Genomic DNA, 21,600 nt, shown 5'->3' on the forward strand with positions numbered 1-21,600 from the left:
AAATAAGAGATGAAAGAATTTGTAATATCAGAGGCTAAGGCTGAAACGGCTGTTCTCGTGGCTCTTGTCACTAAGGAGCAGGACGAAGTGAAGACCAAGGAATATCTGGACGAACTGGAGTTCCTTGCCGATACAGCCGGTGCCCGTACTATAAAGCGTTTCACACAGAAGGTGGCAGGACCCAGTCAGGTCACTTATGTGGGCAGTGGTAAGCTACAGGAGATAAAAGAATTTATTAAGCAGTGCGATGATGCTTATGATGCTTGGCTCGATGAGCAAGATGCTTTCATAGCCGATGATGAGCGCGTGGGTGCGCCTGACCGTGTGGGTATGGTCATCTTTGATGATGAACTGTCGGCCAAGCAGATCCGTAACATTGAGAAGGAACTGCAGGTGAAGATTCTCGACCGCACCTCGCTCATTCTTGATATCTTCGCTATGCGCGCTCAGACGGCGGAGGCAAAGGCACAGGTAGAACTGGCTCAGCACCGTTATATGCTGCCTCGTCTGCAACGCCTGTGGACACACCTTGAACGACAGGGCGGTGGCTCTGGCTCAGGTGGCGGAAAGGGAAGTGTAGGTCTGCGCGGACCTGGTGAGACCCAGCTTGAGATGGACCGCCGTATCATCCTGCAGCGCATAACCCTGTTGAAACAGCGTCTTGCAGAGATTGACAAGCAGAAGACCACTCAGCGTAAGAACCGCGGCAGACTCATCCGCGTGGCACTCGTTGGCTATACCAACGTGGGTAAGTCAACAATGATGAACCTTCTTTCCAAGAGTGACGTGTTTGCAGAGAATAAGCTCTTCGCTACGCTCGACACTACAGTTCGTAAGATGACCATAGACAATTTGCCGTTCCTTTTGGCTGATACCGTTGGCTTCATCCGTAAGTTGCCCAGCGACCTTGTTGAGTCGTTCAAGTCAACACTTGATGAGGTGCGCGAGGCAGACATGCTTGTCCATGTCGTTGATATCTCTCATCCCGACTTCGAGGAACAGGTGCGTGTCGTTGACCAGACCCTTAGCGAGTTGGGTTGTGCAGAGACACCGCGCCTTATGGTCTTCAATAAGATTGATGCTTATCACTGGACACCGCAGGACGAGGACGACCTCACCCCGCCTAAGCGTGAGAATATCTCTCTTGCCGACCTTGAGAAGACATGGATGGCAAAGATGCAGGGCGATTGTCTGTTCATCTCGGCGCGTGAGAAACAGAATATCGACGTGCTTCGCACTGTACTATATAATAAGGTGCGTGAGCTCCATGTGCAGAAATATCCGTATAACGATTTTTTATATAACATTGAGGAGGCTTGATTATGAATTACAGACAGCTCACAGAAAATGAAATCAGCGTGCTTGAACAGAATGGATGTTGGGCAGAAGACTGGTCACGAGTAGAGGTTGCGGAGAACTTCCGTCCTTACAATTTCCACCGTGTAGTGCTATATGGGGACATACGCCTTGGCTATTTCGATAAAAGTATCGAAGTGAGCAAGGACTTCTTCAAACATTCTGGCATTAATGATGCCACGTTGCGTAACGTCACGGTTGGCAACAACTGTTTGATAGAGAAGGTCGGTAACTTCATCAATAACTATACCATCGGTGATGACTGCTATATATCCAACATCTCTACCATTGAGACTACCGAAGGTGCTACCTATGGCTCAGGCTCTTCCATATCAGTACTGAACGAGATGGGTGATGGTAATGTGACGCTCTTCCGTGAACTGAACTCTCAGCTGGCCGCCTTCATGGTGAAGCATACTACTGATAAGGAACTGACGCGTCGCCTCAATGAACTTATCGATGATGAGGTACGTGTGTCAACCCCCGACCGCGGCATCATCGGCAATAATGTTAAGATTATAAATACTAAGGAGATTACCAACACCGTCATCAAGGGCGACTGCGAGATCAGTGGTGCAGCCCGCCTGTCTGAGTGTACTATTCTTAGTAGCGAGGATGCCAGCGTTTATATCGGCACTGGCGTCATCTGTGAGAACAGCATCATCTGTGACGGCTGCTCTATCAATAACTCCGTTAAGATGCAGGACTGCTTCGTGGGCGAGGCATGTCAGATCACCAACGGATTCACTGCAGAGGCAAGTCTTTTCTTTGCAAACTCGTTCATGGCAAACGGTGAGGCATGTGCTGCATTCTGCGGACCGTTCTCTGCTTCTCACCACAAGTCAAGCCTGCTCATCGGTGGACAGTTCTCATTCTACAATGCTGGTTCAAACACCAATTTCTCTAACCATGCCTACAAGATGGGACCTATGCACTACGGCACTCTGGAGCGTGGCACAAAGACAGCCTCTGGTTCCTATGTGCTCATGCCTGCCACCATCGGAGCATTCTCCGTGTGCTTCGGCAAGCTGATGCACCATCCTGACACTCGTTGTCTGCCGTTCTCATACCTCATTGCCTACGGCGAGACCATGTATCTTGTACCTGGTCGTAACATCACTACCGTTGGACTCTACCGTGATATTAAGAAATGGCCTAAGCGTGACAAGCGCTCTAAGCAGTCGAAGAAGTCAATCATCAACTTCGACTGGCTGTCACCGTTTACCGTTGGCGAGATCCTTCAGGGAATAAAGATTCTGGAGAATCTGCGCAATGCATCAGGTGATAATGTTACCACCTATAATTTCCATGAATATGTTATCAACGCTTCTTCACTTAAGAAAGGACTGAAATACTATGACATAGCACTTCGCATCTATATGGGCGCTGTCTTGAAGCGTGCCCAGAAAGAAGGCTTCATCGGTGTTCCTCAGTCTGATGATGGTCAGGGACCATGGTGCGACCTCTCTGGCCTGCTGTTGCCAGAGAGCGAGGAACAGCGTCTTGTCAACGATATCAAGAATGGTAATATTGACAACATCGGTGAAGTACTCGACCGCTTCGAAGAAATCGACAGACGTTATAGTGACTTCCGATGGGCATGGAGCTATCAGCTCATCATGGACTACTATCATCTTAACTATCTCGATGAGGCTGCTTGCGAACGCATCCGCGAAGACTATGTACGTGCACGTCGTGCATGGATAGCCGAGATTCGCAAAGATGCAGAGAAGGAGTTCGCCATGGGCGATGTTGAGCAGGAGGTGTTCGACGACTTCATCTCGAAGCTCGATCATGAGATAGACTACGAGAATTGATGATTTGATTGTTTTCAAATAATTATTTTCAACACAAAAAACATTAGATTATGAAAAAGATTAGAGTAGCCGTAGTTGGTTACGGCAACATTGGACGCTATGCTCTCGAGGCTCTCGAGACAGCCCCCGACATGGAAGTGGCAGGCGTCGTGCGCCGTCAAGGTGCAGAGAACAAACCTCAGGAGCTGACAGACTATGAGGTAGTGAAGGACATCCGCGAACTGAAAGATGTTGATGTAGCGATTCTTGCCACACCGACACGCTCTTGCGAGGAGTACGCTAAGCAGATTCTGCCACTCGGCATTAACACCGTTGACTCTTTCGACATACATACCCTTATCCGCGACTATCGTCGTAACCTCACCGAACTGAACAAGAAGACTGGTACAGTAAGTGTAATCGCTGCTGGTTGGGACCCAGGCTCTGACTCAGTGGTACGTACACTCATGCAGAGTCTAGCACCTAAGGGACTTAGCTACACCAACTTCGGTCCAGGCATGTCAATGGGACACAGCGTTTGCGTGCGCTCCAAGGCAGGCGTTAAGAATGCTTTGTCAATGACCATACCTCTCGGCGAGGGCATCCATCGTCGCATGGTATATGTTGAGCTTGAGGATGGAGCAAGCCTCGATGAGGTTACGAAGGCTATCAAGGCAGACCCTTACTTTGCCAGCGACGAGACTCATGTGTTCCAGGTGGAGAGCGTTGACGATGTACGCGACATGGGCCATGGCGTAAACCTTGTTCGCAAGGGCGTTAGTGGTAAGACACAGAACCAACGTCTGGAGTTCAACATGTCTATCAACAACCCAGCTCTTACTGGTCAGGTGCTTGTCAACGTAGCACGCGCCTCTATGCGTCAGCAGCCAGGCTGCTACACCATGATCGAGATACCTGTCATAGATCTCCTTCCTGGTGACCGCGAAGAACTTATCTCTCATTTAGTATAATCTCGTTATGAAGAAAATCCTGTTTACCTCTGTGCTGCTTCTCTTCACTTTAGTGATGGGCGCACAGACCATTAAGGTCTCTCCAAAGCTGGAGAAAGGCACAAAGAAAACCTATGTGGCAGAGGTCGTCACAAACCTTCTCGGAATGTCAGAGATAAAGGCGAACACTGAAACGGACTATATCGTTACTGATGTCAAGCCTGACGGTTTTGTTATGGAGTGCGTTATGACCAAATTTGACAGTGATGCCAAGAAGGACGATGTAATGTCACGCGTTTTCTCTATCACTCAGGAGATGATAAAAGGAATCACTGTTCGTTTCGAGACCGATAAGGATGGAAAGCCCCTGCGTATTCTGAACTTCGATGAGTTGAAGAAAGGAATGGAGGCTGTGGTCGATAAATTGCTCACTGAGGTTCTGTCGCAGGCTCCTGAAGCAGCAGCTTTATCGAAGGATGACCTGAAGCAACAGGTTTTGAGCAGCATGACTGAGGATGTGCTTCTCCAGTCAATGTCTGTGAACACCAGTCCCATTGCTCTTAACGGAAAAACCATTTCTCTTGGTTTGCAGGATGAGTATCTGAATAGCAATGGCTTGAAGATGAAGCGCACATATATCCCGTCGGCTAACGGCACCATAACAACCACAGGTGTGTTGAGCATGACAAAGGACGATATGAAGCAGCTCGTCATGAAGACCGCAAAGGAAAGAGGTGGCGACATGGTTGATGACACCATGATTGAGAACATCCTGAACAGTGGTATGGTGAAGTTCGAGGCAAACGAGAAAGCCGTTTATACTCTCGATACCGACGGATGGGTGAAGTCTATCAAGGCTGATGTCAGCAGTGAGACAATGGGTATGAAAACCACTGCTAACTCTACTATCATTCTGAAAAAATAATTTCTTTTACCACGGGTTTCACAGATACGTCTGTGAAATTCGTGGCTTCTTTTATAAACCATAACTAATCCAACTAACAATGAAACGTTTTTCTTTTTCACTCTTCCTGTTCTTTAGCGCTCTCTGCGTTTGTGCGGGCGACTTTTCAAAGTTTTACGAGAATCTTCCGTGTAAGGTGAAGGCAGTAGAGCCATTCTCCATACCCGACAACGAAGTGTCTATTGCCGACTGTGGTGCTGTTGGTGACGGCGTTACCCTGTGTACCGATGCTTTCACAAAAGCCATATCTAAGCTGACAAAGCTCGGCGGAGGTCGTGTCATCGTGCCCGAAGGTGTGTGGCTCACAGGCCCCATCATGCTCAAGGACAACATTGAACTGCGTCTCGACAAGAATGCCATCATCACCTTCTCACCCGACAAACGTCTCTATCTCGACAAGAATGAAAGTGCCAGCCGTGTTTATCCATGCATACGCGCATCCAAACGTAAGAACATAGCTATCACTGGTTCTGGCATTATCGACGGTGGTGGACAGCAGTGGCGTCCTGTGAAGCGCTCAAAAATGAGTGATGTGGAATGGAAAAACTATCAGGAGATGGGAGGACAGGTTACTGAGAAGGGTGACCTGTGGTATCCCTGGCAGATGAAGAGTGGCTATCCCGACATTGCCGACACCCCTCAGTCACAGGAGTCCATGCGCAATGACCTTATTCGTGTCACCGACTGCGAGAATGTTCTTGTTCAAGGTGTCACCATTCAGAACTCGCCTCGCTTCCATCTGCATCCATGTTACTGTACAAACGTTATCATAGACGGTGTCACCGTGCGTTCAGAGTGGAACGTTCAGAACGGCGACGGCATCGACCTTAGCGACTGCCATCAGGCTATTATCGTCAACTCCACTGTTTCTGTTGGTGACGATGGTATCTGTATGAAGAGTGGCAAGCCGTCGAATAGCCATCCTATAAGCGGCTGTGAAGACATTGTTGTTGAGAACAACACCGTCTTCCATGCTCATGGTGGCTTTGTTTTTGGCAGCGAGACGGCAAGCGGCATGCGTCGCATGGTCGTTCGCCACAATCGTTTCTCTGGCACCGACGTAGGTCTGCGTTTCAAGAGCTCTATGGACCGCGGTGGCCGCTCGGAGCAGATCTTCATCAGCGATATCATGATGAACGACATAAGCGGTGAGGCTATCTCGTTCCAGTGTGACTATGTAAACAAACATGCAGGCAAGGCAGGTGAGACCTTCACTGAGGCACAGAAGAAATGGGCCCCTCAGTTCCAGGATATTCACATCAGCCGTGTCGTCTGCCGTGGTTGTAAGACTGGCATCAAGGCTGCTGGCGTGACAGGTCTTGAATGTGTGAAGAACATCACCATCAGCGATTGTTCCATTGTCTATAACAAGACCGACAAAGACATTGACGATGCAACGGCTCGTCTCACGTTGACAAACGTTAAGTTTGCAAAACCGTGATAAACAGCTAACTATTCAACTTTTTATACCGTAACTAATAAGCTAACTAATAATATGATGATTAAAAGCTATGTGAAATGCTGTGCGCTGTCACTTGCGTTGGCCATGCCGCTGACAGTAGAGGCACAGTCGGGTAGGGCACTGAGCAGTCCTACCGAAGGTGTGCTCACTCAGGCCTTCGTCAGTGAACCTGACATGCAGACCGATCTGCTGCAGATGCTGGCCAACTTTGCACAATATATTAAGTATGACTTCCAGGACTGCCAGTATCCCAATAGCGTTGATGAGGCGTGTGGATGCTTCAAGGGCGAGGCCACGATGAAGAGTAATGAGCAGGGCGTGCGTCCGAATGCAGACCTGTCCATGATTTGCGCCTTCCTCGTAAAATATGGTCAGCCAGCGGGGGTAACACTGCCTGCAGGAGTGACCTGGGACGATTTGAAGACCATGGCCATGAAGTCGCTCGTCTTTGCCTACAGCACCCATAAGGCCAACAAGCTTAAGATCTGTAATGGTGGCGACTACTGGGGCTCAACGGGTTCCAGCGACCATGTGTGGGAGTCGAGCCTCTGGGCTATGTCCGTGGCCTACAGCGCCTTCTTCCAGTGGGATGTTCTCTCTTCTGCACAGCGGGGCTACATCTATAACCTGCTGAAGGCAGAGTGTAACTATGAGCTTAATCGTGACATTCCAACAGGCTATGCCGGTGATACTAAAGCCGAAGAGAACGGTTGGGAGGTCGATGTGCTGGCTGTAGCACTGGGACTCTTCCCTGACGATGAGCTCGCTCCGAGATGGTTTGAGCGCATGCGTGAGTTTGCCATCAACAGCTACTCCCATCAGAACGACCAGTATAACACTACAGTCATTGATCCTGATTATGATAACAAGACAGTAGCCGACCTTTATCGCGGAGCCAATCTCTATAGCGATTACACTCTGCAGAACCACAACATGTTCCACACGTCCTATCAGAACGTTGTGATGCAGGAGTTGGGTGAGGCAGCACTGGCATTGAAGCTCTTCCAGCAGGGTGTGAAGGGAGAAGAAAAATGGAAGTCCAATGCCCTGATGCATAACAATCAGGAGGTTATGGACTCGGTGATGAACTACCTTGCTACAAGTGATGGTGAGCTCGCCATGCCTAACGGCAATGACTGGAGTCTCTTCCTCTTCGATCAGATAACGAGTTACACTACACAGGCCTGCTTCCAGCGTGATGCTAATGCTCTGCTATTGGAGAACCTGGCTTACAAGAATATCAAGGCTCGCCAGACCACCACGACTGACGGCTCGTGGCTGTTGCGTCCCGATGTGGGTGCACGCCGCATGGGTGTTGAAGCTCACCGCGTGATGATGACGTGGCTCATGCACCACGTGATGTCCACTGCTGATATGACAGCTCCCTCGTGGGAAGAGTTCCAGAAGGCTTTTGCCAAGACGAAGTATTTCAGCACTCAGAACATTGTGCGCAGCCTTACAAAAGACCGTTTCACCTGCTTCTCCTGGAACGACGGCATCAAGGACTACAGCGGAGTAATAGTGCCCAACGACATCTCGGCTGCTAAGATTATGGTGCCTTTCCGCACTCATAACACTGGTAATATCCTCGGCACCTATAGCCGTAGCGATAACACCGCCATCATAAAGGGACGCTACACGTTCTTCGATGACGGCTATGCCATGAATGGTAAGATTGGTGCGAACAACGGTCAGATTCCGCAGGCCTTCGCGCTCTATAGCACCAGTGGCAATGCCGTGATACTCATCGACGCTCTGAAAGCCAACGCTGCCACGACCGTAAGTGCTGAACAGGGAGGCATGATGGGCATCTCCATGGATGAGTTTACTAATCTCACACGTACCATCTATTACGAAGGAGGACAGCGCACTGTCGATGGTGCGACTATGGAAACATGGAACAGTCAGTGGGCAAACATTGACAATACCATAGGCTTCGTCTGCAAGAAAGCCAATAACCAGATGGGCTTTGGCGACCGTTCTAACAACAATTCCATCATGACGGCGAAGATCTATCCGTCGTTCTCAAACAGCAGCAGTAGCGTGGGTACTAATATGAACCACATCCGTAACTTCGTCTATTACTGCAACGTCAATGCCGAACAGACAAAGGCCCTTTGTGAAGGCGTTCAAGACCTGACACTTCTCGCCTCATGGCCTGAGGGATGGCATGGCGTGGTGGTGCCCGATCCTGATGGCACACACTACCTGCTGCTCTCCAATATGTTCGCCTCTGACAAAACCCCATGGAAGGACCTTGAGATAAGCTGTCCGAAGGGTGCTCCAGTGTTCGCACAGAACACACTTCTTATTGGTGACAAGGCTATGGCTACGTTTGCTTGCAAGCAAAACCAGCATATTGCCAACGAACTGAAGGTCTTCGTAAAGGATGCTGTGAGTTTGACTGCCGTGCAGGACCCTGCCGACAGCCGCAGCATCTATCTGCGTAATGATTCTACCATTTCACAGACCATCAGCGTCAGCATCATCGATCGTGACGGAAAGACCGTTGAGGGCATAGTGACACTGCCTGCAAAAACCTCTTGGAAGGTTGCCCTCAGTGAGGGTGCTGTCACAGCCGAGGAAGCCACTTTCCCAGAAGGTGACATTGAGGATGAGGGAACCGATGTCACCGCTGACTACCTGCTTAATCCCTCGTTCGAGGCCGACAATCTTAGTTCGCTTACTCCTGTCAACAACAGTTCCGATGGACTGCGCGGCTACTCGCTGACGGCACCTACGAACTGGTCACGCACTGGCTCCGATGTAGTGTCGCTCATCGTCACTGCCAACTGTTTTACTGATAATAATTTCGGTAAGGTTACCACGCTCGCCGATGGCAGTCAGGGCTACTATATGCGAATGGGGTGGAGCACAGGCACAACTACACTCACCAACACTACCGCTACGATGCCTGCCGGTAAGTATCGTCTGTCTATAGACTATCGCTCTGCCTATGCCAACAGTGCCGCCTCGTCGTTCACGATGCAAGTCAAGGGCGAGAAGATGGCAGCTGTGACAACCGACTCACAGACCTTCGCCACTGGTGCAACCTCGTTCTTTGAGTCAGATGAATGGAACACGTTAGACATAGACTTTACGCTTGCTGAGTCCCAGAAAGTTACTACTACTCTTAACTTAAACTGGCTCTCTGGTGGCAGCTGCATCATGTTTGACAACATGCGTCTGCTATTCTTCCCTGAGAAGACGCCTGTTGCTGTAGAGAACCTTCATAATAGTCCGTCAGACAGTGCTGTCAAGGCATGGTACACGCTCGATGGTCGTCGCGTCGCAAAACCTGTTAAGGGAGTTTATGTCGTCCGTACCGCTGATAATCATTCTAAAAAAGTGGTGTTGAAATAAAACTTTATGAGATATGAAAAAAGTCACCCTCAAAAGGTGACTTTTTTGAATAGATGTTTAGACAGAATTGTAATGTATGACTGTCCAAACAGTGATGTAGTTCTGACAATACCATTTTACAAACTCGTCGAGTTTGGTGACCAAAGTCGACGAGTTTGGTCACCAAAATCGACGACTTTGGTTTTCAAGGTAGTAAGAACTAGAATTCAAGGATGCCAAAACTATATTGTAGAACTGTCAGAATAAGAACACAAAAGGGTCGGTTCCGCTGTGCACTTCAAAGATACAACTTTATGTTGATAACAACAAGAATTGCAACATGTTTTCATGTTAAATCCACAGATCTTTCTATAAAAAACATTTATATAAGTCAGGATGTTTGCGAAATTACTAAAATAGTTTGAATTGATAAACTATTATTGAAAAACATTTGTTTCCCTCATAATATTTTTGTACTTTTGTAGGTGATAAGGGTAGACTCAATTTGATTGAGCTACTAATGTTTTACTTATGATGTTTTATATTATGATTACAAAAATATAACAGAGTAAGGCAACGAAAAAGTCCCGTACTATTCGCAGTAGTACGAGACCTTAGGATAGCTTTCCCGAAAGGCGTCTTAGTTGCCCACAATTTTGGGAATCTTCATAGTTCCTTAGTGCAAAATTAGGAAATAATTCTGAAAGTTGCACGAGATGATTCTCATATCGGGCGTTTTTTTAAAACATTTAACTAACGGCATAGGTGACATTATTATCAATGACCCACTATGTCAAGGTTTAACATAATTGGATTTGAAAAGGAAACCCAATACAAATAAAACAGCGGATATGACAACACCAACAACCCTTTTCGACAGAAAAGAGCTCTATAAAATGGAGCACACCTCAAAAGGTATGTCTATAAAGACTGCTTTGATTCCCAAGCACCAAAGGCGCAAGGTAATCTATGACAACATGCACCTCATGGAGGGTATGACTTTCACGGCGACACACTCTTTCCCTCAGATGCTTCCTTATAATGACAGCACTGACTTTGAACTCGTTTCGTTTACTGACAGGAAGAAACATACGGGCAAAGACGAGGCTCTATACTTCTTTCTTGACGACTACCGATTTAGGAATCAGTTATGGTGTGATTTGGAGCGCACAACCTTCAGCATCTCGCATTTCGACTACTTCTTCACTCCAGATTTCAGTCTGTGGCGAGACCTTCCCACGGAGTACTATAATCAACAAAATACTTTTCGTACAAGATTCGTAGGACTCTTCTGGCAACTCAGGGGCTTTAAAACTATTCCAACTTATAGCTTTGGAGGCCTTCAGTCCTTTTCTTATTGTCTCGAAGGCCTGCCTTCTCACAGCGTGATAGCAGTCTGCGGACTGAGCAATCGAAAGGATGAACAAGCCTACAAAATCTGGTGTTATGCCTTAAGGCGACTCGAAGCCGAGAAACGCCCTACTCTTATATTGGTCTATGGTCCGGAAATCGAAATTCCAGACCTTCATACACCTGTCAAATTCTTAGAAGATTTCATTTCAAAACGATTCAAACATGGATAATAGTAAAAATCAACTATGGGATGTGGACGCAAAGTTGTTTGCATCCATGAAGGAAGGAAGCCTCACGCCTAATGAAGCTAACTTCTTCAGCAACATGCAATTCAAGGAGGAGTACGAGTGTACTGCACTTAACGATGTGCTTATATCTGCATACGAGAATACGGATCAGATATACATGGTCAGAATGTATTATGAAGAATATGTCATCGGTCACGGAATAGGAACTGATGGTGCCGAAGAAGTTCATGTAATGAACCTATCAGAAGCGCTGAATGTTAACTTCAAGACAGAAGGCTTTCTTGACCGTGACATTACCCTCTGGCAATGGCTTCGTGAGAAGGACTATGCAATTGTAAATTATGGACGAAATTATGATATAATAGAAAATGGGAAACGGAGCTGATTTCTTTTCACGCGACTATAAGGGGCGGCGTTCTGAATATGTCTCTTTGGCACCTGCTGTCACAATCAACGGAGTAAAAGGGCATTTGATAAAACGAAAAGGAAACAAGGACACATATAGTAACTTGCCTTTATATGCCAACACTTCGGATGTCTATTTTAGGCAGAATGCGAAAGGTGTATGTCAAGCACGTGTATATATTGGTCAGAAGACTTATCTTGATTTCGATTGGAGTCACACTCACACAAACAAAGGTAATGGTCGTCATTTCCCTGTCGGAACAGTTCATGTCCAAATTTGGCAGGAGCAAAAAGATGGTACTTTTAAAAGATTATCCAACGAAGCTCGTTCCATGAGCAACCATGAGATGAAGAAGTACGGTCCAATCCTGAAATACTTCTGTCCCAGCGTAAAGTTCAGATAATCAAGGAAGCAGGGCTGTTCAAGTCCTGCTTCTTTTTTATTTGATGGCCTTTACCTCTTTCGAGAAAACAATATAGAAGATGACGGTCTGCTCTACTAGCCATTCCAAGGCTCCCTCCACTTTCTGCGGGTCTGACAGATCCGTTTTGTGGAACAGGGCGATTGTTTTATCCTTTGCTGAAGGGTTGGCATCCCATTTCGGCTCACATCCTAATGCTTGGTTTATCTCATTACGCCTAGCTTCCAAAGATGGATAATACTTGTCAACAACGGACTTTCTAATATACAACTTCACGCCCACGAAGTTCTTCTGCGTGTTGCAGACATTGTTTAGCAAGATGTTCGAGCGTCCTATCCTCACATCATACCAATTATGGGGCTGCGGTGTCTGTAAGGTAGGAATCTTACCTGTTGCCTCCAGCTTTGCTTTAAATATCGTCCAGAAATCCAATTGGAACCGACGTGGGTCTGTTACTCTTTTTGTATCGAAACTGCCTCCTGCCTTATGCGTACCATCGTTTACGCGATATACATTCAGCTCACGACCTTCTTCATCTTTCCATTCTTTCCATCCGTTTGCAGAACCACCTACACAGAAACAGGCAGCACCACTTGGAGTATCGAAGCACACATCCTCCTTAACGATTCTCTTGCCATCTTTCAGCTCTGTGTATTCTGTCAGCTGTTTATCACGTTTCTTTCTGTTCGAATCACTAATTTTAGGAACATGAATAGGATTAACAGTACTACCCTTTAGTACTATCAGCGACTGGTTTGTAGGATTAAAGAGACCTTGGGCAGCAGCATTTCTAGTTAGACAACACTTAATAAGATTACTCTTGGGTTTAGGCTGAGGCATGGGAACAACTTCCTTCGGTTCAGTTCGACTTCCACCTACAGAAGCTGTAAAACGCATAGTTGCCAACATTCCCTTGATTTCTTCTTCAGAGAAGCTACTGCCATATTTTTCCATCAGATAGGGGCACAGACTTTCTGCTATCTGTGTCTGGGCATCGGCAATCAGACTTTCCTTGATTTCATTCAAGCTGTTCTGACGTTGTATCTCTTGAATGCGTTCTTCGCAGAAGTCCACAATAGACTCATGGCTGAAGTTCTCTTTGTCGAACCTTTCAACAAACTTTGCACCCAACTTGTTATTGATTTCCATAGGAACCTTCAATACAGAAACAGCTTCTTTACTAGACGGCATATCGTAAAACATCTCGATATGCTCACCAATATAGATGCCTACACTAAGTTTCAATATACGCATATATGACAAGAGTTGATCCACGTCCTTTTTACTCTGCTTATGAGATGGACGTTTCACCTCTATCACGAATTCGTCTTCATTATCTCTCTTTACCAAGATGTCTGGCTCAATTCTATTGCTGTTACCAAGATGAATACTTTGCTTATGACATATTTCGCCCTTATATTTCGCCCATCCTAAAAGCTGTAGTTGGGTTTCAATGAGGGCGTGATAGTTATCTTCGTCAACATCTTTTTTCTTGGCCTCACAGAGGTCGAAAACGAAATAATTCCATTTTTCTTGCATATCGTTATTGGTTTTATTTGGCTCCCTTTCTTCTATTACATTCCCTACACAGCATCTGACAATTTTCTACGACGGTCCTGCCTCCTTCGCGCCAAGGAGTGATGTGGTCGCCCTCCATAAATTCGAAGTCGAATTCTTTGCCACAGATGGGACAGATGTGGCGTTGATTTTCCCATACTGCGAGTTTGATGTCGTCTGGGAAAGCACGAAGGTCAAGGTAATGCTCGTCACCTGTTAAAACGTATGGGATGATTCCTGCCTGTTTCTGTATCTCACTATCGCGCATTAATGTAGAGATTCGTTGTCCAAGAGCAGCCGTATCAAGTGTTTCAGAACCATACTTATCATACAACTCGGCCCAGTCAAGTCCCTTCATTATTTTCTTGAACTTCTTCATGTCGAAGTTCGTTATGGCCCAGTTGAGCACCGTTTGGAAGTATGACCACAGGTTATTTGCATTTGGGTCGTGCTGATGTTGAGCCATATATCCGACTACTGTTTGCCTATGCCCCTGGCGCGTCTCGTGGTCTGCCATCCATTCCAAGGCATTATGCAGGAAGTCCTGACGGATAGGTGTGCCATTCACCAAATCCTTGCCTAAACGATATGCGCCGCAGTTTGACTTAGAGAAATGTCGCTTTGCATCGCTCACAAAAGGACCTGCATAGATAGCGTTATTGATTTCCTGTTCATTCAGAGGTTTGCCAGCTATATTGATAGTCTTAAACCACTCCAATTTCTCTGATGGCTCACCCTCACAGACGTAAACAGTCAGTTTGTAGTCTAGGATGCGACGTCGTATATCTTCAGGCTGATTGAAGAAGTTCTTAAAGTCATACGAGAACTTACCATCTACGTACTCGCATAGCGACAGCGTGCGTTGCTGACCATCCATCACCTCGTAAGGACAATCAGCATCATCACTCCGCTTTACCCAATACATCACGTTTAGTGGATATCCATGAAGAACAGTCGTTATCACAGCCTGCTGTTCCTTTTCATTATAGATGAACTCACGCTGATAAGGAGGACGGATGTCCAACTTACCATCATACCCACGAACGCCTTGTTCGTCGTTGTTTACATAACCTTTGACAATGTCGCCAACTGTTACTTCTATCTGTTTAATTGTCATCATATCGTTTTAGGATTTTTGTTGCGGATTAAGATTCTTGCGTATTTCCTTATCCCATTAATATATGGCCTATCATATTTTGTATAGCCAGGAATTCGCAACTGACTAACGACATCTGCATTTAGATTATACTCTTCACTACGCTCAGTTAATCCTAATATTTCAAATTGCTCAGGATTGTATTTGTCTAGAAAAGTAACAGGAACGCCCATCACACCACTATAATCATATGGTATATCCTGAACATGACTTACTTCTATTGCATTGTAATTGTCATAATTAGGGTATTCTCCCTGTGAAAAACGACATACTAAGTCCAATTCTTCATGACGTTTATTATGATCTAAGTTGGTGAACCAACAAATATTCCCAAGACTTCTCCATTTTTGTCCAGTTTCATCTTGCCAGTATCTCGTTTCACGAGCCTCGTAATCTTCTGGAACTCTGAAAGCCATATCTCCTGATTTATACCCCAGCCAAACTTGGTTGTTCATCAGTAATGGGAAAACCTCTTTATAAGTAATATTGTTTTGATTACCGATGATTAGAAACTTCTTGCCGTACTCAATCAATTGCCCGATATATTCCCTAAACAACGAGAATGGCGGATTGGTAACGACAATATCAGCTTGTTTAAGCAACTCAATGCACTCTGGATCGCGGAAGTCACCAGTCTTCAGCGTACTGATAACATTTTTGTCGTTTTTCAATAGATATTGAACATCTGAAAGGTCTACAGCACCATCACCATTCAAATCCTTGACTTCAGTTATCTCAACCTTATAGGCAATCTTCTTTGGCTCATCAGTAAAGTTACCAAAGTCAATCATCAGTTCATTGCCTTGAACAGGCGAGCCATTATAGCACGTGCAAATCAACTTCTTCAAACCCAGTTGATTGAATCTTAAAGCAAAATACTTGAAGAAATTACTCTCATAAGGGTCATCGCAGTTGCACAGCACAACCTTATCACGAAAGTGCTGCCAGTAGTGCTGCAACTCTCGTTCTATGTCAGTCAACTGCGTGTAAAACTCATCTTTCTTAGCTGTTTTAGCTGCATTTAGGTTTTTATTGGCCATACGCTATGCATTATGCGTATTGCTTATCTTCGGAGGTAGGCAAAAGGGCATAAAAATGCATGGACGATCATCATCCATGCTTCAAAGGCCCTGAGAATTGCCTACCAAACCAGATAAGTCACGCCCATGCATAACACACGGACGTTTGCGACTTATTCTTCGGTTTGGACTTTTTGAATTTCTCAGGTTCTTGAAGCAATTCCGAATAACAGCAAACGCTTGTTAATAATTTCCTCAAAAATCATACCGGCACCTCCGCTGAGGCGATTTGCCGATACTTGTTGCAAAGATAGCATTTATTTCTATAACAACAAAACGATTCCTAGTTTTTCTACCAAAAGTAGGAAACTAGGAAACGACAAAAGACCAAATGGTAATAGCTGTAACCGTAACCAAATTTTTGTTTAGACCCCAAAGATTCGTTTTACTGTTTCGTTGGTGTGACGAGCCATTTCGTCTTTTGAGACACCGTAGGATTCTGCCATTTTATCGAGAACAAGGCTGACGTAGGCACTCTCGTTGCGCTCACCGCGATGAGGCGTGGGGGCCATGTAGGGCGAATCGGTCTCGATGACTATGCGGTCTAGGGGTACGGCAGAAGGCAGTACCTCGGGCAGATGGGACTTCTTGAACGTGAGGACACCGCCAACGCCGAGGACGAAACGCTCGAACTGTAGCAGTTCGGCTGCCTCCTTCTCGTTGCCAGTGAAACAATGGAACACGCCGCCTGGCAGCTCTTTCTCATAACGGCGGAGCAGATGAACCATCTCGTTCTGTGCCTTGCGGCAGTGGATCATCAATGGCAGACGTGTCTCAATGGACCATTCTACCTGTCGTTCGAAGGCTGCAAGCTGCTCTTTCTCAAACTCACGGCTCCAGTAATAGTCGAGACCTATCTCACCGATGGCTATCCAATGGTAGCTGTCAGCAGCGCCCTGGGCAGCGGGAATATCTTCTTTTAGCATGGCATAGAGCTCTGTAAGCTGCTGCTCATAGTCGGCGCGCACCTCCTCGGGGTGCAGTCCAACCATGGGGTAGGCATAGCCCGGGTACTGACGGCAGACGGATAGAATCTTGCGCGATGAAGCTACATCAATGGCAGGCAGGAACACAGCCTTTACGCCAGCATCCTTGGCACGCTGGACAACGGCGTCGCGGTCGGCATCGAACTCTGTGCCGTCAAGATGGGTATGAGTGTCAATGAACATGGAGAGGTGAGAGGTAAGAGGTAAGAGGTGAGAACTATTCGTGAATTTCATCAGAGCGTATGCCGAGGGCTGCCATGAGCGAGAATCCGAGAATCTCCTGACGGAAATTGCCTCCTTGGCGTGGCTCCATGGTGAAGACGGTGATATGCTTGTCGTTAGAGGCATCGAGCTTGCGCAGCGTGGATGCCACCTGCTGGTAGTGCTCGTCAGAGGGTATCACCATGACACGCTTTACCTCCTGCTGCTGGCATACCACCTGCAGCGTCTCAATGAGGAAGTCGGCTTTGGTGGTGAGCTCCTCAACAGGCAGGGCGCTGATGGTGAACTCGCCTAAATGGTCTTTGAATGCCTTGTCGTTAAGCTCTTCAGCGTAGTCGGATGGTGTGAAGTTCTTCAGTCCCTTCTTTCCTTTGTCGTGGATGAGCACCACCTGTGTCTGGTGCTCGCCTTCGCGCAGTCCGCCGTCGAGAGCTATGCAGTCTATCCATCGCGGCATGTCTGCCTGAGGGATGCGACGGCCAATCATACGTTCGAAGTTTACTATGAGGTCGAATGCCACCTTGTCTATGTGGTCGGCATCGGCAATAATTATGTTTTCTGACATTATGGTTTACTGGTTCCTTAGTTCGCTGGGACGGCGTCCGGTCTTTATCTTGAACTTCGCAGAGAAATAGTCGGGCGACTCGAAGTTGAGCTGATAGGCTATCTCCTTGATGCTCATGTCGGTTGTGGAGAGCAGCTCTTTGGCGCGCTGCAGGCGCAGGTCCTGCTGATAGACGGCAGGGGAGAAACCGGTGTATTCCTTGAAGAGCTTGCGGAAGTTGCTATAGCTGACTCCCAGCTCTTCTGCCACCTGCTGTATGGTGAGTGAGCTTTCCAGCGATTCACGTATGCGCAGACATGCTTTGTTTATCATGTTGACATGAGCCTGACTGCGGGATAGCAGCTCGTTGTTGCGCTCAAGCGAGTACATCATGCCTATGAGATGGTTCACAATGCCTGCCATGAGCTGCTGTGAATAGGCTGCCTCTTCCTGTGCTGCCTGATAAGCCTGCTTGTAGAGGCGCACTATGCTGTCAGAGAAGCCAATGTGATAGATAGGCTTCTGTGGCGACAGGAACCCTGCTTTTACACGCTCGTCCATGTTATGACCTTTGAAACCTATCCAATAGCTCTTCCAGCCGCGGTTGTTTAACGGATGGTAAGAATGCCACTCGCCAGGGAACAGCAGGAACATGTCTCCCTCGCGCAGGCGTGCCTCCCTGATGCTGGCGCTATGGAAGATGCCTTCACCCTCAGGATTATAGAGCAACTGGTATTCATTGAGTGTGCGTCCCTTGCTCAAATCAAAGTAATATCCGTCAGCATGGCCCTTAGTGGGGTAGGGGTCACCAGGTGCTATCTCTTCGTAGCCTATTGTCGTGACTGAAAGACCCCATTTAAGGTCGCGCTCATTGGCTAGCATGTATTTACTTGTCTGCATATCTTTTGGCTTTAGTTTATGTAGTTATATTATTTTTTTCTTTGTAAGCTTTGTAAAGATCAGGCAATCAGGTTAATATCGCATGGAATCCATATCCAGAATGTGCTTCCTTTTCCTTCACCTTCGCTATCGACACCAACCTTTCCGCCACAGCGCTCTGCTATGCTCTTACAGATGCTAAGGCCGAGTCCTGTGCCCTGAACAAAGTCGTTGAGCTTGACGAAGCGGTCGAACACCGTTGACTGCTTGTCTATTGGAATGCCTGAGCCTGTGTCCTCGCAGTACATGTAGATGCCAGACGACTTCTCTCCATTGTCGGTGCGTACATTTTCCTCCTTGCGGTAGCCCACCTTGATATGTCCTTGATGGGTGTATTTTACGGCATTGGTAGTGAAGTTGGTGATGACCTGCTGTAGTCGGCCCTTGTCAATACGGGTGACAAATGAGGCATATGGATTGTCTATGATGAATTCTACTCCAGGTTCCTCGATGCGCTGTGCCAGTATCTGACAAATGTCATTGAAGACTATGGCAAAGTCCACTTCCTCAGTTTCTATTGCGAGCGGACCCTGGTTCATGTTAGAGGCTTCGATGATGTCGTTGATAAGGCGCATGAGCATGTCGCAGTTGTTACGTATGATACGTATGAACTCCTTACGCTCATTGGGATCGTCAATAACCTGGAGCAAGTCGCTGAAGCCTACAATGGCATTCAGCGGAGTGCGAATCTCATGGGTCATGTTAGCGAGGAAGATGCTCTTGAGCTTGCCTGAGTCTTCAGAGTGCATGGTCTCGTTCTTCAGGCGATCCTGTGTCTCCATGAGTTTCGTGATATCTCGAACGATGCCAAAGTGTCCAGTCACTTTACCCTGTCCATCATGCATGGGTATGCCACTTATGGCTACCCACTGTGGCTCGGCGTTGACAGGAGACTTGCGGAAGTGAAGCGACACGTTGAAATTGATATCCTCGCCTGCCAATCCTCCTAAAGCTTTCATTGCTGTCTCTTTCTGGTCCTCATAGAGGTTAGAGACATATTCGCTGAATGATAGTGTGAACTCTTTCTTCTGGAGAGAGCGTGAGAAGCTGATGGTCTGGCTCGCAACGTCAGAGCTCCATACCCACATCTGGCTGTTCTCCAACAGGTAGTTAAGCTCGCTCTCGTATAGTTTAATCTGTTCGTTGGTGTTATGAAGTTCGGCTCTTTGCTGTTTTAGCTTGAAATACAGTTCACGTGCATAGGTGACATCACGGGCGGTGATGAGGTAATGGATGAGTTCACCTTTCTCATAGGCAGGAGTGATACTAAACTCAATATATTTATCTACTCCTCCTGGTTCAAGCACCAAGTGCTGGCATATGAAGAATCGCTCGTGGCTATCGGGGTCGAAGTCACCTTTAATCAGTGGCATGTCTTTGAGAAGGGTGCTGCGGAAGGCTTCTTCGACAACATCATTGATGTTACACAACTTACGCATGTTTGTGTTGAAGTCTATAAGATGACCATCCTTGTCATATAACGACATGGCTACGAGGGTGGAGTCAAACATCTTGACGAAACGATTGGCAAGCTCGTTGTCACGTCGTTCCTGCTCTACTTCATTGGTTATGTTCTTAACGGCCCCCACGATGTAGCGAATCTTGCCGTCCTCTCCTTTTTCTGATACAGCATTGCCTTGTATTGAAACATACTGATTGCTTACGTATGACTTCCATTGGGCATTGATGTCCCATTTGTCTGTATCACCACTCTTTATAGCAGTGAACTGTGACATTAGCCTGTTGCGGTCATCGGGATGGAAGTGCGAGAATAGTTCGTCTAAGCCAACACCTTTTTTAGGGAGCATGGTTCCGTACTTGTCGATAGTGATACCTGTGGTTAGATCATGCTCAATGATGGTGTACTCGTTCATGTCGAGCGCAGTTCGCATCATGTGCTCTATATCCTCTGCACGGTTATTTAGTTTCCTTTCGTTCACATGGATGCGCTTAATGGCAATCATGATGATGACGACTATGACAAGTGCAATGGCGATGTATGTGATAACGATGGTGGGCGTGTTACGGTTCAAACGCTCAGGGTTGAACCATTTGTCGCGTATCTGCTGAAGCTCTCCAGCCTGTTCCATGCGTGCAAAGGTGTCATCGAACTGATTGACAAGAGTTTCGTTTGTGCTAACCACACGGAATTCACCAACAGGTATGACAAGTTCGCTAACCTTGAGCACTTCTTCCATTCCGAGCTCTTTTATCTTCCATATCAGTGGCTGGCCGCCCCATAACATGTATTTTTCCTGCCCGTTTGCAATCCTTGACAATGCATATTTCACAGAGCTGTACCTTATTTGGGTTTCAGGCAGAAGCTCCTTTAATATTTTTACTGTTATGGAATCGTTGAAACGCACCTGTATGCCGTCGGCTGATTTCAGTTGACTGATGTCGGTGATGGTGGGGCTGTCCTTGTGTTGGGCAATGCGGAGGTTGTAGTCTGTCAGTACTATGCTGGAATAGTGGAAAATGCTGTCGTTAAATGTGTTGTAAGGATCAATGACCATATCAGCCTCACCTTTTCTGAACATCTCTTTTGCTTTAGTCCAGTCGCATGTTTCAATTGTATATTCTACAGACATGCGCTTGAGTACGGCTTCCAAGATATCTACGTCAAAGCCGGTAATCTCTCCATAGGTGTCATTGTACTCGTATGGAGGAAAGTCCCAGTCGATGACAATGGTCAGCGGCGACTCCTTGGTGTATATCTCTGAGAGGCTTTTCTGTGCTGTTGCTGTCTGTGGAAGACTAAGCAGTGACAGCATGAAGAAAAGCAGTCGTGTTCCGTATGTAATAAAACTCTTGTGCAT

16 protein-coding genes are annotated in these 21,600 nt (G+C 46.8%); 9 read left to right on the plus strand and 7 right to left on the minus strand.

Annotated features, from left to right (window positions below; genetic code table 11):
• The first annotated feature begins 9 nt into the window (after nt 1–9).
• The 9 genes from hflX (at nt 10) to M1L52_RS07220 (ending at nt 12,280) form a co-directional block, all read left to right on the plus strand.
• Nucleotides 10–1,320, plus strand: coding sequence for a GTPase HflX (gene hflX / locus M1L52_RS07180; protein ID WP_248614249.1), 1,311 nt, complete (start codon nt 10–12; stop codon nt 1,318–1,320).
• Nucleotides 1,321–1,322: 2 nt separating this feature from the next.
• Entirely contained in the window at nt 1,323–3,173 is a 1,851-nt protein-coding gene (locus M1L52_RS07185) for a DUF4954 family protein (RefSeq protein ID WP_248614250.1), read from the plus strand.
• Between the two features lie 50 nt (nt 3,174–3,223).
• On the plus strand, nt 3,224–4,123 hold the full coding sequence (locus M1L52_RS07190; RefSeq protein ID WP_248614251.1) for a diaminopimelate dehydrogenase: 900 nt from the start codon (nt 3,224–3,226) through the stop codon (nt 4,121–4,123).
• Nucleotides 4,124–4,130: 7 nt separating this feature from the next.
• Nucleotides 4,131–5,027 (plus strand): hypothetical protein, encoded by an 897-nt coding sequence (locus tag M1L52_RS07195; protein WP_248614252.1) that lies wholly within the window; start codon nt 4,131–4,133, stop codon nt 5,025–5,027.
• 79 nt (nt 5,028–5,106) lie between these two features.
• Nucleotides 5,107–6,507, plus strand: coding sequence for a glycoside hydrolase family 28 protein (locus tag M1L52_RS07200; protein WP_248614253.1), 1,401 nt, complete (start codon nt 5,107–5,109; stop codon nt 6,505–6,507).
• Between the two features lie 54 nt (nt 6,508–6,561).
• Nucleotides 6,562–9,891 (plus strand): hypothetical protein, encoded by a 3,330-nt coding sequence (locus M1L52_RS07205; protein ID WP_248614254.1) that lies wholly within the window; start codon nt 6,562–6,564, stop codon nt 9,889–9,891.
• A gap of 830 nt (nt 9,892–10,721) precedes the next feature.
• A complete protein-coding gene (locus M1L52_RS07210; protein WP_248614255.1) occupies nt 10,722–11,453 on the plus strand; it encodes a DUF4417 domain-containing protein in 732 nt (243 codons plus the stop codon).
• On the plus strand, nt 11,446–11,856 hold the full coding sequence (locus M1L52_RS07215) for a hypothetical protein (RefSeq protein WP_248614256.1): 411 nt from the start codon (nt 11,446–11,448) through the stop codon (nt 11,854–11,856). Before M1L52_RS07210 ends, M1L52_RS07215 begins: the two co-directional genes overlap by 8 nt.
• Nucleotides 11,840–12,280, plus strand: a complete 441-nt coding sequence (locus M1L52_RS07220; protein WP_248614257.1) for a hypothetical protein — start codon at nt 11,840–11,842, stop codon at nt 12,278–12,280. The genes M1L52_RS07215 and M1L52_RS07220 overlap by 17 nt, the downstream gene beginning before the upstream one ends.
• Before the next feature lie 36 nt (nt 12,281–12,316).
• Here M1L52_RS07220 and M1L52_RS07225 read toward each other — a convergent pair whose 3' ends face one another.
• The 7 genes from M1L52_RS07225 to M1L52_RS07255 form a co-directional block, all read right to left on the minus strand.
• Nucleotides 12,317–13,837, minus strand: coding sequence for a DUF4268 domain-containing protein (locus tag M1L52_RS07225; RefSeq protein ID WP_248614258.1), 1,521 nt, complete (start codon nt 13,835–13,837; stop codon nt 12,317–12,319).
• Nucleotides 13,838–13,850: 13 nt separating this feature from the next.
• Nucleotides 13,851–14,975 carry an HNH endonuclease family protein gene (locus tag M1L52_RS07230; RefSeq protein WP_248614259.1) on the minus strand — a complete coding sequence of 375 codons (1,125 nt, stop codon included), beginning with the start codon at nt 14,973–14,975 and terminating at the stop codon, nt 13,851–13,853.
• Complete coding sequence (locus M1L52_RS07235; RefSeq protein ID WP_248614260.1) at nt 14,972–16,051, minus strand: adenine-specific methyltransferase EcoRI family protein; 1,080 nt, start codon at nt 16,049–16,051, stop codon at nt 14,972–14,974. The genes M1L52_RS07230 and M1L52_RS07235 overlap by 4 nt, the downstream gene beginning before the upstream one ends.
• 404 nt (nt 16,052–16,455) lie before the next feature.
• Nucleotides 16,456–17,259: a TatD family hydrolase gene (locus M1L52_RS07240; RefSeq protein WP_248614590.1), complete on the minus strand. Its 804-nt coding sequence runs from the start codon at nt 17,257–17,259 to the stop codon at nt 16,456–16,458.
• A 34-nt stretch (nt 17,260–17,293) separates the two neighbouring features.
• Nucleotides 17,294–17,863, minus strand: a complete 570-nt coding sequence (locus tag M1L52_RS07245) for a DUF6621 family protein (protein ID WP_248614261.1) — start codon at nt 17,861–17,863, stop codon at nt 17,294–17,296.
• 6 nt (nt 17,864–17,869) lie between these two features.
• On the minus strand, nt 17,870–18,742 hold the full coding sequence (locus tag M1L52_RS07250; protein ID WP_248614262.1) for an AraC family transcriptional regulator: 873 nt from the start codon (nt 18,740–18,742) through the stop codon (nt 17,870–17,872).
• Nucleotides 18,743–18,801: 59 nt separating this feature from the next.
• Nucleotides 18,802–21,600 carry an ATP-binding protein gene (locus M1L52_RS07255; RefSeq protein WP_248614263.1) on the minus strand — a complete coding sequence of 933 codons (2,799 nt, stop codon included), beginning with the start codon at nt 21,598–21,600 and terminating at the stop codon, nt 18,802–18,804.

Source organism: Prevotella sp. E13-27 (assembly GCF_023217965.1).
In the GTDB taxonomy this organism is placed as follows: Bacteria; Bacteroidota; Bacteroidia; order Bacteroidales; family Bacteroidaceae; genus Prevotella.